The sequence below is a fragment of the Staphylococcus nepalensis genome, assembly GCF_014635045.1.
In the GTDB taxonomy this organism is placed as follows: Bacteria; Bacillota; Bacilli; order Staphylococcales; family Staphylococcaceae; genus Staphylococcus; species Staphylococcus nepalensis.
The window spans coordinates 415,886-431,059 of the sequence record NZ_BMCF01000001.1; the positions used below are offsets into that span (position 1 = coordinate 415,886).

Consider the following 15,174-nt stretch of genomic DNA (forward strand, 5'->3'; position numbering starts at 1 on the left):
GATATATACTACTAAGGTACGATGATTTATAAATACTATAGACGTATGTCATCAATTAAAATTTCTATTATAATATATATATAATCATCAAAAGGAGTCGTTTATTATGAAAACAATAATTAAAGGCGCCATAGCTATCTTAATTATACTAGGTGCGGTAAAAACGTTCCAAGAACATGACGTCGCAGCAGAAACAAAGCATTATTACCAACAATTTAAAGATGGTGAAATACTGCAAAATATCGAAAATGTTGACTTTGACTCATTTAAAAATATAAGTGTAGATGATTTCATCCCTGCTGATTTCTTTTAACACAAAAGCGACTCATTTATATAAATATGTTTCTTGATATTAAATATATTACTATCTTTATATAATATAAAGGCAATTAACCAATACTTTTTCAGAGAGCAAAACATGATTTATATCTACCACTCTAAAAGTGAGCGTTGAGATAATAACGCTATAAAAGATTTGTGTAAGTTTACTTATATGCTGCCTATATCATATTTAAGAGGCTCGGGTGAATCCCACAGTTCAGCCCCAAAAAGATATCTTAAGTTAGAAATCTTTTTGGGGTTCATTTTATACCAATACTTCATATCATTTTGCTCCCTTACTTTAGGTACGTCTTGAGTCCGTAGCCTCGAGATGTATGATCTTTCTATAGGTGTGTCGCCATCAATGCTATGTTGTAGATTACACGCATAGATAAATTTAATAGAATTCCTTTAATCATATACAGTTTATTTCTTAAAGTTAAAACTAAAAAATATAATATTAATTTTTTCAATACGCAAAACTGGATTTAAGAAAATAGTAGTTCAATGAGCTACAAAATTTCACAAAACCAAAGAAAACGTCAACTTCTATATTTGTTCAATAGAAATTGGCGTTTGTTTTTAGTCAGAAGTGTTGAAGCCTCGCCCGCTTTTTTATTAAGAAGTAGTATAGTCACCACCATTAACATGAATCACTTGACCTGTAATATAAGAACTATCTGCATAAGATGCTAAAAACACATAAGATGGCGCAAGTTCTGCTGGTTGGCCACGTCTGCCCATTGGTGTATCTTCACCTTGATGTGCTACTTTTTCTTCTGAGAATGTAGCTGGAATCAGCGGTGTGTATATCGGACCTGGCGCAACTGCATTCACACGTATGCCTTGCTCCATAAGCGTAGTAGCTAAAGATCGTGTGAAAGCTACTATGGCGCCTTTTGTAGCTGAATAATCTATAAGATGCGCTGAACCTCTATATGCTGTGACACTTGTGGTATTAATAATAGCATCTCCGTCTTTTAAATGTGGCACTGCCGCTTGTGATAAAAACATCATACCAAAAATATTCGTTTCAAATGTTTCTTTAACTTGTTCTGGAGTGATTTCTTGGAAGTTATCTTGAGGAAATTGAACGCCACCGTTATTTACTAGGATATTCAAACCCCCAAAATCATTTACAACTTTATTAATGAGTTCTTTAGATGCTTCTACTTCCTTTAGATCATGTGCATATGCTTTTGCTGATACACCTATTGATTTCAAATTATCAACTACATTTTGTGCATCCTCATGTTCGTCGTAATAACCTATAGCAACATTTGCGCCTTCTCTCGCAAACAAAATAGCGACAGAATGACCAATACCAGAGTCACCACCTGTAATTAAAGCAACTTTACCAACTAATTTACCGCCACTTTTATAATTTTCCATTTCTGTTAGCGGCTGTGGTTCCATATCTTTTTGAATGCCAGGTTGTCTATTTTGAGTATAGCCTTTAATTTGTTTATGAAATTCTATTAAATTCATCGCATTACCTCCATATTTTATTACTCCCATCATTTAACAGTTCCCATGAATTATCTCAAACAAACATAAGAGATAGTAGCAGATACCACCCTTATGCTAAAAATGGTTGCTAATAAGCTAAACGTCACTACTTTAAAATAGAAGTAAGTTAACAATATAAAGTCGTAACCTAGATTTGAATATGGCTGTTAGCAATAGCCATATTCAAATACAAATGTACGAACGCCATGTTTTCAATCCCATTTATATTCAACAAAAAATGGAGCGAATCTTATTAAAAAATGATACGCTCCATCAGCTTTCGAATTTCACTATTTCTTATGATGAAATTGGTTCCAATTTTATATTGAGTGTTTCACAATTCGACTTGAATGAATAAAGGACATTATCGCAAATATACAATAAATGACTGAATATATAACCATTACAACATAAACTGGCGTCATATTAGCAGTATTATATAATCCCATAAATGCCTTTGCCGCAAAATACGCATGCAATAAGGAAACAACCAATGGCAATCCAAAATTAAAGATAATTTTGAGTCCGAGTCCTTTTAACATATCTTGATGCGTGTAACCAATTTTTCTTAAAATACGGAAATTAGGTATTTCATCCTCTGTTTCATCCATTTGCTTAATATAAATAATACACCCAGCTGCTACTAAAAATGCTAAACCTAAAAATGAAGTTACAAATAATAGAATACCGATACTTTCATTTAATTGTTGTTTTACCATTTCTTTTGGTTGTATGTTTGAATCAATAGATTGGGCAATTTTGGTCGCTTTAGTCAAATCTGATTGATGTTTCACATCATAACCATACTGTTGTTTTGTATCTTCGCCGTAGTGTTTAAGCGCATCATATTTCTCTGGACTAACTAACAATACAGGGCCACCATAGCTTACTTGAGCCATAAATTCAGTTTCTTCACTATCATCAATAACTTCAAATGTTTCTTTACCATGACCTTTTAACTGAATATCTTTATTTAGTTCATATTTTACAACGCCGCTTCCAGCTGCTAAATTAATTAATTTGGCTTTATTACCAGATATTGCTTTATCATTAAAATATTCATTACTTGTTATAGATATGTCACGGATACTACTCATGCTGGTCTTTTGAAATACTTGATCTTCCAGTACTTCAGAACGTGTTATTTCCTTATAATCTTTCTTAACGTCAATATTGGATTGTTGTAATTTATGTTCAAATTGCGCTGACTTTTTACTATCGGTAAAATTTAAATCATGCGGCGCTGTCAATGCTACATTTTCATCTATAGTTGATTTACTAATAGCACCAAAACATAAAACCGTTACAGTAACTGCGGAAATTGTCGCAATAATCGTCAGTGACAATGCGTTTTTTTTCATTCTATGCATAATAGAAGAAGTGAATACAACATCTGTTATAGAAACATTTCCTTTTTTTGAACGCTTCAACGTCTTAAAAATAAGCGATACTGAGCTACGGAAAAATAGATATGCCCCTACAACCGTTAAAAACAAAATGATAAACGGTGTAAATACTAATAGATCCATAAATTTACCAAACATTTCCGTAGACATGTAATATCCAAAACCTATCATTACTATCCCGAGCACACCTGAAATGACTTCAAACACTGTAATTTTAGACTTTGTCATTTCTGTTTGCGCGCTATCATTCATCATCGTCAAAATGCTACGTTTACGTAAAAAAATAAAACTTTGTATTAATATTAATACAAACGATATTGCGATGAGCATCAATGTCTGCATAACAGCTGCAAATTCAAACGTTAGCGACACGCTTGTATCAATACTCAGCACTTTAAGCACGATCATCAACAGTAATTTCGAACCAAATATACCTATAATCATACCTATGATGCCAGTGCATATTAGCATGATTGCTTGTTCAATTAGAAGCATACGCATAATATTTCTTCTTGTTAAACCAATTAATTGATATAAAGCAAATTCTCTCGTTCTACGTTTAATAAATAGTTGGTTAGCATACATTAAAAATATGACAATAATAAAGAATAAAAATACTGCACCAATTTCTGAACCTTTTTGAATGGTTTTTAGCGAATCACCATTATTAATACTTTCTGTATATTTTAATGTTACAAAACTAAAATATAGAACAATGCTTACAATTAATGAAAATAAGTACATGGCGTAATGTCTTATATTTTGTCTTAAATTTTTTATGACGATTTGATTAAAACTCATTTGTTACACCACCTAAGGCAGTTTGCATATGAATAATATTTTTATAAAACGCTTGGTTGCTATCTTCTCCTTGATAAATTTCGGAATGAATATCACCATCTTTTAACATAATGACACGATTGGAATAGCTCGCTGCTACAGGATCATGTGTCACCATAACAATTGTGGCATTGATACTTTCATTTAAATCTTCTAGACGATTTAATAAATCTTGTGCACTTTTAGAATCTAATGCGCCTGTAGGTTCATCTGCAAATATAATGGCTGGTTTATGTACTGAAGCGCGTGCCGCTGCAGTACGTTGCTGTTGCCCTCCAGATATTTCAGTCGGATATTTATGACCTAATTCGCTAATACCTAATGCTTTCGTTACTTCATCATAATTCTGTTCTTTTTCTTGTTTAGATAGCTTTTGAATGGATAATGGAAGCATAATGTTTTCTTTAACTGTTAATGTATTCAGTACACTATAGTTTTGAAAAATAAAACCTATCTCTCGTTTACGAAAATCTGCTAATGCTTTATTACTCATTTTATTAATTTCATGGCCATTAATTTCTACAGTACCACTTGTAATATAATCAATAGAGCTAATAACATTCAGTAATGTCGTTTTCCCTGACCCAGATGGTCCCATAATTGTTACGAATTCACCTTTTTCGATTGTGAAATCTATCCCTTTTAGTACTTCTTGTTTTCTATGTTTGTTTCCATAATTTTTAGTTAATCCTTCTACTTTTAAAATGGACATGTTTGACACTCCTTTAATTACTGAACTTTTATTTATATTGCTATCATAACGTATCGACTTTATACTTTCGTTTGATTGTGCTAACAAATATAGCTTTTCAAATGACAAAACTGTCACATTTTATTTAGCAATAAATTATATTTTTAAAAATTTTTTAGTATAAAGTGCTATAAACTTTTACTATGCTATGTGCTATACTATTACAATTGACTTTTAATAAAGGAGCACAGATTATGTTAAATAAATTAAAAAGAGAATGGCTCACTGCTCCAGGAACAAATATATTAGCAGGTATCGTTGTAGCACTTGCGTTAATTCCTGAAGCAATTTCATTCTCTATTATTGCAGGTGTAGATCCGATGGTCGGTCTATACGCATCGTTTATCATCGCTGTCGTCATTTCATTCGTTGGCGGCAGACCCGCAATGATATCAGCTGCTACTGGCGCTGTTGCTTTAGTAATTGTGCCATTAGTCCGAGATCATGGCGTCCAATATTTACTGGCTGCAACCATTTTAATGGGTGTAATTCAAATTATCTTTGGTTTGTTAAAGGTAGGCAGATTAATGAAATTCATTCCAAATTCTGTAATGATTGGGTTTGTGAACGCATTAGCTATAATGATATTTATGACACAACTTAAACATATCTTTGGTATTTCATTACCCACATACTTATTTGTAATTATCACGCTATTAATTATTTATTTATTGCCACGTGTTTTCAATCGTATACCTGCACCCTTGATTGCTATTGTCTTACTAACTATTACATATTTAGTTACTGGTGCAGATGTTAAAACGGTTGGAGATTTAGGGGAAATTAAAAAAAGCTTACCGCAATTGTTAATCCCTGACGTACCATTTAATATGGAGACTTTTAAAATTATATTTCCTTATTCTATATCAATGGCAATTGTAGGTCTTGTAGAAAGTTTATTAACTTCACGTATCGTCGATCAAGCGACTGATAGTTATAGTAACAAAAATCAAGAAGCTCGTGGACAAGGTATAGCAAACTTTATTACAGGCTTTTTCGGTGCAATGGGTGGTTGTGCTATGATTGGTCAGTCGGTTATTAATGTGCGTTCTGGTGCAACCACACGACTTTCCACATTCACAGCAGGTGTGTTTTTAATCATCTTGATTATGGTCTTTGGTGATTGGGTTGTCCAAATTCCAATGCCAATTCTAGCTGGTATCATGGTGATGGTCTCTGTAGGTACATTTAATTGGGGTTCATTTAAATTTATACAAAAAGCCCCGCGTTCTGATGCATTTGTGATGATTTTAACGGTGGTTATCGTTTTATTTACAAGTAATTTAGCGCTCGGCGTCATTGTAGGTGTTATCGTCAGTGCATTATGTTTTGCTACAAAGATATCAAATGTCTCTGTTCAATATGAAGCCCGTAATCATCACATCTATTATAAAATTGAAGGACAAATTTTCTTTGTGTCTATCGACTCCTTAATGAGCCAATTAGATTTAGAATTACGAGATAAAACGATTTATCTCGATTTTAGCCAAGCGCATTTATGGGACGATTCAGCTGTCAATGCAGTAGATACTTTAATAGAAAATTATAAAAAGAAAAATAATATTATCTATGTACAGCACCTTAATAAAGATAGTCGTAAAATCGTTTCCGAACTCAGCAAGGTCAATCAACAACATCTAATATAAGCTTGGTTTAAATCCTAAGCTAGCATCGTTTGTTATATACATTCTGGTGTTAGCTTATTTTATTTTGAACAAACACGTTGACTTTTATACCTATAGGGGGTATATTAAATTTAACAAATGGCTTAGATTTAATCATGCTATATATATTTATCGTAAAAGGAGGTAATCACTGTAATGGATAATAAGAAAAAAACGACATTAGGTATAACGGGTATGACTTGTACTGCGTGTGCAAATCGTATCGAAAAGAATTTAAATAAAATGGATGGCGTAGAAGCAAACGTCAATGTGACAACAGAAAAAGCAACCGTTGCATATAATACTGATACTACTTCCATAGAATCATTAACTCAAAAAATCAAAGACACTGGTTACGATGTAGTATCAGAAAAGACTGAATTGGATGTTATTGGTATGACTTGTGCTGCATGTTCAAATAGGATTGAGAAAGTACTCAATCGAACTGATGGTGTTGAACAAGCTAATGTCAATCTGACAACTGAAAATGCAACAATTGCTTATAACCCTGAAGCGACTTCTATTGATGATCTCATCAAAAAAATACAAAATATCGGCTACGATGCACAACCTAAAAAAGAAGCTTCAGCCAAACATTCACAAAAAGAACAAGAATTAAAAGGAAAACGGAATAAATTAATTATTTCAGCTATTCTCTCCCTACCTTTACTGTTAACGATGTTTGTCCACTTATTCGGACTACCATTACCAGGACTTTTAATGAATCCATGGTTTCAATTCATATTAGCTACGCCTGTTCAATTTATCATTGGTTGGCAATTCTACGTAGGCGCTTATAAAAACCTGAGAAATGGGTCAGCTAATATGGATGTATTAGTTGCATTAGGTACTAGCGCTGCATTCTTTTACAGTATTTACGAAATGGCAAAATGGTTAGCTACTTCAAACTATACGCCACATTTATATTTTGAAACTAGTGCAGTATTAATAACACTTATCTTATTTGGTAAATATTTAGAAAGCCGTGCTAAAACGCAAACCACGAATGCTTTAAGTGAGTTATTAAGTTTACAAGCTAAGGAAGCTCGTGTAATCAGAAACGGCGAGGAACGTATGGTCCCTTTAAGTGAAGTTATTGTTGGAGATCATATACAAGTTAAACCAGGAGAAAAAATTCCAGTTGATGGACAAATTATCAAAGGCATGACTGCGATTGATGAATCTATGTTAACTGGCGAATCTATACCGATTGAAAAAACATTAAATGACAATGTGATAGGCTCAACTATGAATAAAAATGGTTCTATTACAATAGAAGCAACTAAAGTAGGCAAAGATACAGCGCTATCTTCAATTATCAAAGTAGTAGAAGAAGCACAAGGTTCAAAAGCGCCTATTCAACGTTTAGCTGATATTATCTCTGGTTATTTTGTACCTATTGTTGTCGGTATCGCTATTCTCACGTTTATTATTTGGATTGCTTTTGTACAATCTGGTCAATTTGAACCTGCACTTGTAGCCGCAATTGCTGTATTAGTTATAGCTTGTCCGTGTGCCTTAGGGCTTGCAACACCTACTTCAATTATGGTTGGTACTGGTAAAGCTGCTGAAAATGGTATTTTATTTAAAGGCGGCGAACATATAGAGCGTACACATCAAATAGATACAGTTGTCCTAGATAAAACCGGCACCATCACAAACGGTAAACCAATTGTGACTGACTTTGACGGTGACGATGAAACGTTACAACTATTAGCAAGTGCTGAAAAAGATTCAGAACATCCATTAGCTGAAGCAATTGTTAATTATGCAAATAATAAAGATGTTAATCTATTAGATGCCGAATCTTTTGAAGCTATACCTGGCCACGGTGTCAAAGCAACAATCAATAAAAAAGATATATTGATTGGAACACGTAAATTAATGACAGATTATCACATTGATGTAACAATGTCTGAAGATAACTTAATGAATTATGAATACGAAGGCAAAACTGCTATGTTAATTTCAATCAATCAAACATTGCGAGGTGTTGTAGCTGTAGCTGACACGGTCAAAGATTCTGCCAATGAAGCGATAAAACAATTACATGAATTAGGTATTTCAGTTACGATGCTTACAGGCGATAATGAACGAACAGCGCAAGCCATCGCTAAACAAGTTGGGATTGATTCAGTTATTTCTGAAGTATTGCCTGAACAAAAAGCTTCAAAAATTACATCACTTCAAGATGAAAATAAGGTTGTTGCAATGATTGGTGATGGGGTTAACGATGCTCCAGCCCTAGTTCAAGCTGATATAGGCATTGCTATTGGTACTGGTACTGAAGTAGCTATAGAAGCAGCGGATGTTACAATATTAGGCGGAGAGTTACTATTAATACCGAAAGCAATCAAAGCGAGTAAATCAACTATAAGTAACATTAGACAAAATTTATTTTGGGCTTTCGGTTATAACGTCGCAGGTATTCCTATTGCAGCTTTAGGTTTACTTGCACCATGGGTAGCTGGTGCCGCTATGGCTTTAAGTTCAGTGAGCGTTGTAACAAATTCACTCAGATTAAAACGAATGAGATTATAATCAAACTTTGTGATAATAACTATATAATACCTTTAATTTAAGGAGGTGATTCATATGACAACAGAAACAATTAAAGTTGAGGGCATGAGCTGCGATCATTGTAAACATGCAGTAGAATCTGCACTTACAAACCTAGACGGTGTATCAACAGCTGATGTAAATCTTGATGGCGGAAATGTTAAAGTCGATTATGATGATAATAAAGTTTCCATGACAAACATGAAAGAGGCAATCGAAGACCAAGGTTACGACGCTAAATAAAAATTATATTTCTATCTGAAAATAATGAGAGGGAGCGAGACAGAAATCACAATTTCTAAGATGATTTCATTGTCCCGCTCCCTCTTCGTTGATTAGAAGAGTGGTGTACAAAAGCGGAAATCCATATATAAGTGTGATTAACTCAAAAGAAAGTTTACAAGAGCTAAAGTACTTGCGCCCACTTCATATTTTAATTCACACGAAACTTACTATCACCTGTTTTTATTACTTCTAATGTTGCATCCAACGCATCGACAATTAAATTTTCAACCGCAGCATCCGTATAGAAAGCAATATGCGGCGATATAATTACATCTTGTCTTTCAATCAATTTAATTAATAATTCATCATCTAACTGCGTATGGCGTTGATCACTTGGAAACAAACCTTTTTCACCTTCATAAGTATCCAATGCAGCACCTTTTAGCTTCCCACTATTTAATGCATCTACAAGAGCTTGTGTATCAACGATTATACCACGTGCACAATTGACGAACACAGCACCTGTTTTCATTTGAGCAAATAAATCTGCATCAAATAAATATGTATTGTCCTCTGTTGCAGGAATATGCACTGTGACAATATCTGCGTCTTTGATAGCTTCATTTATACTTTCTTTGTATGTTAAATAAGTCTCGCATGATGATTGAGGTTCAATATCATAAGCCAATACTTCTGAACCAAAACCCTCTGCAAAGATCTTTCCAACAATAGACCCAATTCGCCCCGTGCCTATTATTGCGATTTTCAAATCTTTAATAGAGCGTGACATAATACTCGGTTGCCACCTAAAATCATATTGTGCAGTTTTATTTTGAATATCATTAAAATTCCTGATTAAGTTCAATGCTTGTGACACAGTATATTCTGCTATAGAATGTGGAGAATATGAAGGTACATTTGTTATAACTAATCCATATTGATTGGCTAGCTCGAGATCATAGCTATCATATCCAGCGCTTCTCTGTGCAATTTGTTGTATACCATAATCATGTAATTTCTTATAAACTACTTCATCTAATTCAATTTGTTGCGACAATGACAGCCCATCAAACCCTTTCACACGATCTACTGTTTCTGCTGACAACAAATCGCTATCTAAATCTACTTCAACTTGATTGCTTTCTGCCCAATTTTTAATAAAGGGTATATCTTCTTCTCTAACACCAAATAGTTTAATACTCGTCATAAATTGTTCCACTCTCACTTTCTTATTTATAAAGATGTTTTAAAGATTGAAGTCGCTCTGCCGCTTCCATTAACCTCTCGTCATCCACTGCTAATGAAATACGCACATAACCTCGCCCATGTTCGCCAAATGGTATACCAGGCGCAACTAAAATAGACTTTTCTTTTAATAAATAAGCCTCAAAACGTTCACTATCATAATTTTCAGGCGTTTTTAGCCATAAAAATATACCACCTTGCATCGGTTCAAATGGGATACCCGCTTCAATTAATTTAGCTGTAAATTTATCTCTACGCGCTTTAAAAATTTCATTTTGATACACTAAAAAATCGTCATAATGATTTAAAGCAAATGTTGCTGCGTCTTGTAATGCACCAAACATACCTGCATGCGTATGTGTTTGATATTTTTTCAACGCTTGGATTATATCTTTATTTCCTACTGCAAAACCAACCCTGAAACCTGACATATTATATCCCTTAGACAAAGAGAAGACCTCTACTGCTAAATCTTTAGCACCTTCTGATTGTAAAATGCTAGGATTTTTATGATCAAAACCAAATGCACTATAAGCAAAATCATGAACAATCTTAGTTTTAGTTCCTTTAAATTGTGCAATTGCTTCATCAAATACATCTTTAGTAGCAACAGAGCCTGTTGGATTATTAGGATAAGTTAAGTAAACTAGGCGCGTATTTAATAAAACATCTTTATCTACGTTATGCCACTGTGGTAAATAATAAGGAGGCGTTAACACCAGCGGCTGCGGTTGTGCACCTGCTAATTGTACGCCTGCCAAATAATCTGTATAACCCGGATCAGGCAGGAGCACATTTTCATCTGGATTAACTATACAGGTAGGTAAAGCAACTAACCCATTTTTTGTACCATAAAGTATACAAACTTCATCTTCCTTATCTAGTTCAACACCAAACTGTCTTTGATAAAAATCAACAATGGCTTGTTTAAATGTTTCTTTGCCATGAAATGCTACATATTTTTGATTTTCTGGTTTTCGGATTGCTTCTGCAAAACAATCAAGGATACCTTTGGGCGTTTCACCATCAGGAATACCTACAGCCATATTAATCAATGGTAAAGGGCCATGTTCTATTGTACGTCCCATTGTTTTTCCAAAGTAGCTATCTGGAATTTGTGCTAATCGATCTGACATTACCATTAAAAAGCCCTCCTAAAATAAAAAACTATATGCCCCATTAAGTGGCATATAGTTTTACATGACACTTATCTTTCAAGCATTTCACTTGTTGAAAGTAGCACAGTACTCATAATGATAAGTCTGTTGCTGAAGTTTCTACGGGTCAACCCCCTCCACCTCTCTGGATAAGTTAATTTGTAATTAATTTACATTAATTTTATCAGAATATTCTAACATGTCAATTAGCATTCACCTCTTTTATTAAGATAAAAAAGAGAGCAACTCATTTGAGTCACTCTCTTATATATCACCAAACTATCGAGTTCAGTGCTGTAGATTTTACCACCAACCGTGGCTTGCACGGAAAGCAAGGGCAGCTTCTTCAGAACCATAACGTTGTTTTGCATAGTTAAGCATACCTTTAGTTTGATCAGCTACTGAACCAGTTCCCCATGATTCTTTAGTTTGACCTAAGCCTCTGTACCCAGCTGGGTTGACCGCATTCGGGTTACCGCTTGATTCAGGCATTACGATTGAATTCCACATAGCTTCTGAACCACCAGCAGCTAAGAATTGAGCTTTTACTGATCCACCAGTTGAAGCAGCTGATGTTTGCGCTACGTTATAAGCTTTTGTTGCTACGCTTGTTTGCGTAGTTCTCACGTTTGTAGATGCTGAAGCTTTTGGTGCTGCTACTGTTACTGGAGTAGCATATGATTGTTGTGAACGTACTTCACTTGCTGATTTTTCATTTGTATTTACACTTACTTCTGAGCTTACATCTTGTGTAGTGTTAGATGATGAAGCTTGTGTACCTGCTGCATGGTATCCCCATGACCACGTGTTACCGTCTGATGTAAAAGTAAATTCATTGCCATCTAATACGAAATTATAGTTATAGGCACCAGCATGTAACGGTTGTTGATCTAATTCAGCTGAACCGTTTAATGCTAACTCAGCTAAATGTGCTTTGTCGATGTTTTGTTCTGAAGCATGTGCTTGATTGTTGTCAGATGTTGCTGCGTAACCTGTTACGCCTAATGCTACTGCTAATGATGAAGCTAAAATTGTTTTTTTCATAGTAAAATAAATCCTCCAAATTTAAAATCTAATAAAATATATTTTTGATAGTTTTGTTGTCGTATTTGCTAAAATCTTTTAATATTTATGTCTTAATTTTTTACCATAGCTAATATATCATATAAATTTATCAATCGTATTACACTTATATAACAAAACTTTACAAAAATCATATTGCTTTGTAACATTGAAATATTTTTGATTTATTTAGCGTAATACTTAAGAAAGTCTTTCTGAATCAGTTATATATCCATACTGTTATAGAAGGTCTTAAAATATAAAAAGCATTATAATTTCTATTATCTGAAAAATTACAAACCACACTGTTGTTACATCATTGTAATACGTATTTTCTATATATTTTTTATATTTTAGGGCAATACTTGCAATTTTTTTTGTTAAAAAAATAAAAAGACCTCTGATTTGAGGCCTTTTTACATTTCTTATGATACCAATAATTATATGTATACGATTAAATATTACAAAAACTTATTTCTTAACTCAGGTTTAGTCATCTGATTTACGCTAAAAATTTAAATATATCTTGGTGATATAACTTCAATACCCTCATATAAAATACATTAATTAAATAACCAATGATAAAAGGCACTACAAAGAACGCTATAAATACGATTACTAAATTCAGTAGTAATGAAGCTTCTATATGTCTAAATGCACTAATCGGCCCTACTAAACCGATGATACCAAAGCCTGCTGACTCTTTTGTACCAGCAATACCTAACAAAGCTCCAAAAAATCCTGTTATTAACGCGTTAGTAAATATAGGTAGTAAAATGATGGGGTGGCGTACCATATTCGGAATCATCATTTTAACGCCACCTAAAAATATCGTAAGCGGCACACCAGATCTATTTACTTTCAATGTTCCAGCAACAAGGACGCCTTCACATGCAACGATACCTAACGAAGCAGAGCCTGCAGCTAAGCCACTTATCCCAATAGCTAAAGCTGTTGCCACAGTAGAAATTGGCGAAATAATTAGAAAGCTGAAGACAAGCGCAATCAGCATTGACATCAATATGGGTTGTAATTCTGTAAATGTATTGACTAGGTTACCTATACCAGTAGTAATCATTTGTACATATGGAAGTATCGTTATACCTATTAAACCTGAAATAACACCTACTATCGTAGGTAAAATAATCAATGTTAAACTTCCAAAACGTTCGCCTATAACCAATATAAAAAATACTGCAATCGCAGCAGTAATCATTGTGTTAATTAAATCACCTACACCAGCAAGCATCCAAACACCATTTTTAAATTGTGCTACACCACTTCCCACAAAAGCAGCACTCGCGACTACGGCTGTCGCTAATGGCGTTAAACTAAATCGCATTGCAATTAATGCGCCAACCAATAATGGCACGGTAAATTGAATACCTAACACGACTTGAAGTAATGTTTCAAAAATATCATGTTTTGGTGCTAAAAACTTAAATAATTCTCCTAAAATAGCATTAGGTATAAGACCAGCAACAATAGCAATTGCTACTCCTGATAATACGTTATTTATAAATTGTTTTGGGCTTACTTTTATCATAGTAGCGCCTCCTAAGATGTGATAACTAAAAATATAACATATTATCATAATTTTCAGAATATTTATTTTTAATTTAATGTACTTTTATTTCAAATGGTTGTTATAAAAAAGCAGCGGGCATAGAAACCATGCATTTTATTATGATACTTTTTAAACAATTAGCTTACAAAAATGCTAATTAAAAGCGGGTAACTGCGCGCCCGCTCTATTATGATATGCATAATTCATTCAATATTTGAATATATATCGGTTACAATGAAACATAAGGTATTGTTTTAATTTTGCTTAAACACATAAACCATATAAATTAAACGTCCATACTTAATTTCATCAACTAGTTTGCTTCCATTCGTTCTCTAGTAAGCACTAAACCTTGCGTTTCATTTTCAAAAAATTCTAGTTTTTGAAGTGTATTGTTTTCTGGTAAAAACTGTTCAAATTGTTCCCAGATCCAAAATGCAATATTCTCAGCAGTGGTATTCATCGGCGGCAAGGCCTCATTAATAAGTTGACCATCTAAATAGGTCGCTATTTTTGATTTATAAATTTTATCTACTTCATTAAAATCTAAAGCTAATCCATAATCATCAATTTGGGACAAAATTTCTATATTAAATTGATAACGTTGATTGGCTAAATCTTTATGCACCGTTTGCGTAAAATATATTCGGTTATCACAAGTGAACTCGTAGTAATTTTTAATAAGCACCGCGTTACTACGATATTTAAATTGCTTAGGTGGTTGAACATTTTCAAAATTTGTCATATCAAATTCTCCTTTATTCATTTTATACTCTTATACCCTTTACTATAGAATATATGGTTAATGTTTCTGTGATTTTATTTAAGGCAATAGATATATAACTACATTTTATAAAAGGAGAAGATA

Annotated in this window: 12 protein-coding genes and 1 riboswitch; of the genes, 4 read left to right on the top strand and 8 right to left on the bottom strand. The window is 33.5% G+C overall.

Annotation, left to right across the window (positions count from 1 at the left end; translation table 11 throughout):
* Positions 1 to 106 precede the first annotated feature (106 nt).
* Positions 107 to 313 (top strand): cell wall inhibition responsive protein CwrA, encoded by a 207-nt coding sequence (gene cwrA / locus IEU88_RS01985; protein WP_115359556.1) that lies wholly within the window; start codon positions 107 to 109, stop codon positions 311 to 313.
* Positions 314 to 939: 626 nt separating this feature from the next.
* On the opposite strand, the gene IEU88_RS01990 is transcribed toward cwrA, so the two are convergent.
* The 3 genes from IEU88_RS01990 to IEU88_RS02000 form a co-directional block, all read right to left on the bottom strand.
* Positions 940 to 1,809: an SDR family oxidoreductase gene (locus tag IEU88_RS01990; RefSeq protein ID WP_103373062.1), complete on the bottom strand. Its 870-nt coding sequence runs from the start codon at positions 1,807 to 1,809 to the stop codon at positions 940 to 942.
* A 341-nt stretch (positions 1,810 to 2,150) separates the two neighbouring features.
* The gene (locus IEU88_RS01995) at positions 2,151 to 4,037 is read right to left on the bottom strand and encodes an ABC transporter permease (protein WP_103373061.1); all 1,887 of its coding nucleotides are present in this window, start codon (positions 4,035 to 4,037) and stop codon (positions 2,151 to 2,153) included.
* Positions 4,027 to 4,788 (bottom strand): ABC transporter ATP-binding protein, encoded by a 762-nt coding sequence (locus IEU88_RS02000; RefSeq protein ID WP_103373060.1) that lies wholly within the window; start codon positions 4,786 to 4,788, stop codon positions 4,027 to 4,029. Before IEU88_RS02000 ends, IEU88_RS01995 begins: the two co-directional genes overlap by 11 nt.
* 233 nt (positions 4,789 to 5,021) lie before the next feature.
* Between IEU88_RS02000 and IEU88_RS02005 the strand changes: the two genes are divergently transcribed.
* The 3 genes from IEU88_RS02005 to copZ all read left to right on the top strand — a co-directional run bounded on the left by IEU88_RS02005 (position 5,022) and on the right by copZ (position 9,293).
* Positions 5,022 to 6,473 carry a SulP family inorganic anion transporter gene (locus IEU88_RS02005; protein ID WP_103373059.1) on the top strand — a complete coding sequence of 484 codons (1,452 nt, stop codon included), beginning with the start codon at positions 5,022 to 5,024 and terminating at the stop codon, positions 6,471 to 6,473.
* Positions 6,474 to 6,647: 174 nt separating this feature from the next.
* Entirely contained in the window at positions 6,648 to 9,032 is a 2,385-nt protein-coding gene (locus IEU88_RS02010; protein ID WP_103373058.1) for a heavy metal translocating P-type ATPase, read from the top strand.
* A gap of 54 nt (positions 9,033 to 9,086) precedes the next feature.
* Positions 9,087 to 9,293: a copper chaperone CopZ gene (copZ, locus tag IEU88_RS02015; RefSeq protein ID WP_103373057.1), complete on the top strand. Its 207-nt coding sequence runs from the start codon at positions 9,087 to 9,089 to the stop codon at positions 9,291 to 9,293.
* 190 nt (positions 9,294 to 9,483) lie between these two features.
* On the opposite strand, the gene IEU88_RS02020 is transcribed toward copZ, so the two are convergent.
* The 5 genes from IEU88_RS02020 to IEU88_RS02040 all read right to left on the bottom strand — a co-directional run bounded on the left by IEU88_RS02020 (position 9,484) and on the right by IEU88_RS02040 (position 15,051).
* On the bottom strand, positions 9,484 to 10,482 hold the full coding sequence (locus IEU88_RS02020; protein WP_103373056.1) for a D-lactate dehydrogenase: 999 nt from the start codon (positions 10,480 to 10,482) through the stop codon (positions 9,484 to 9,486).
* Positions 10,483 to 10,504: 22 nt separating this feature from the next.
* Positions 10,505 to 11,662 (bottom strand): aminotransferase class I/II-fold pyridoxal phosphate-dependent enzyme, encoded by a 1,158-nt coding sequence (locus IEU88_RS02025; RefSeq protein ID WP_103373055.1) that lies wholly within the window; start codon positions 11,660 to 11,662, stop codon positions 10,505 to 10,507.
* A 62-nt stretch (positions 11,663 to 11,724) separates the two neighbouring features.
* Positions 11,725 to 11,833: riboswitch (SAM riboswitch) on the bottom strand.
* Positions 11,834 to 11,980: 147 nt separating this feature from the next.
* Positions 11,981 to 12,721: an aggregation-promoting factor C-terminal-like domain-containing protein gene (locus IEU88_RS02030; RefSeq protein ID WP_103373054.1), complete on the bottom strand. Its 741-nt coding sequence runs from the start codon at positions 12,719 to 12,721 to the stop codon at positions 11,981 to 11,983.
* 520 nt (positions 12,722 to 13,241) lie between these two features.
* Positions 13,242 to 14,285 carry a PTS sugar transporter subunit IIC gene (locus IEU88_RS02035; protein WP_096808350.1) on the bottom strand — a complete coding sequence of 348 codons (1,044 nt, stop codon included), beginning with the start codon at positions 14,283 to 14,285 and terminating at the stop codon, positions 13,242 to 13,244.
* Between the two features lie 334 nt (positions 14,286 to 14,619).
* Positions 14,620 to 15,051, bottom strand: a complete 432-nt coding sequence (locus IEU88_RS02040) for a 6-pyruvoyl trahydropterin synthase family protein (protein WP_096811192.1) — start codon at positions 15,049 to 15,051, stop codon at positions 14,620 to 14,622.
* Positions 15,052 to 15,174 lie beyond the last annotated feature (123 nt).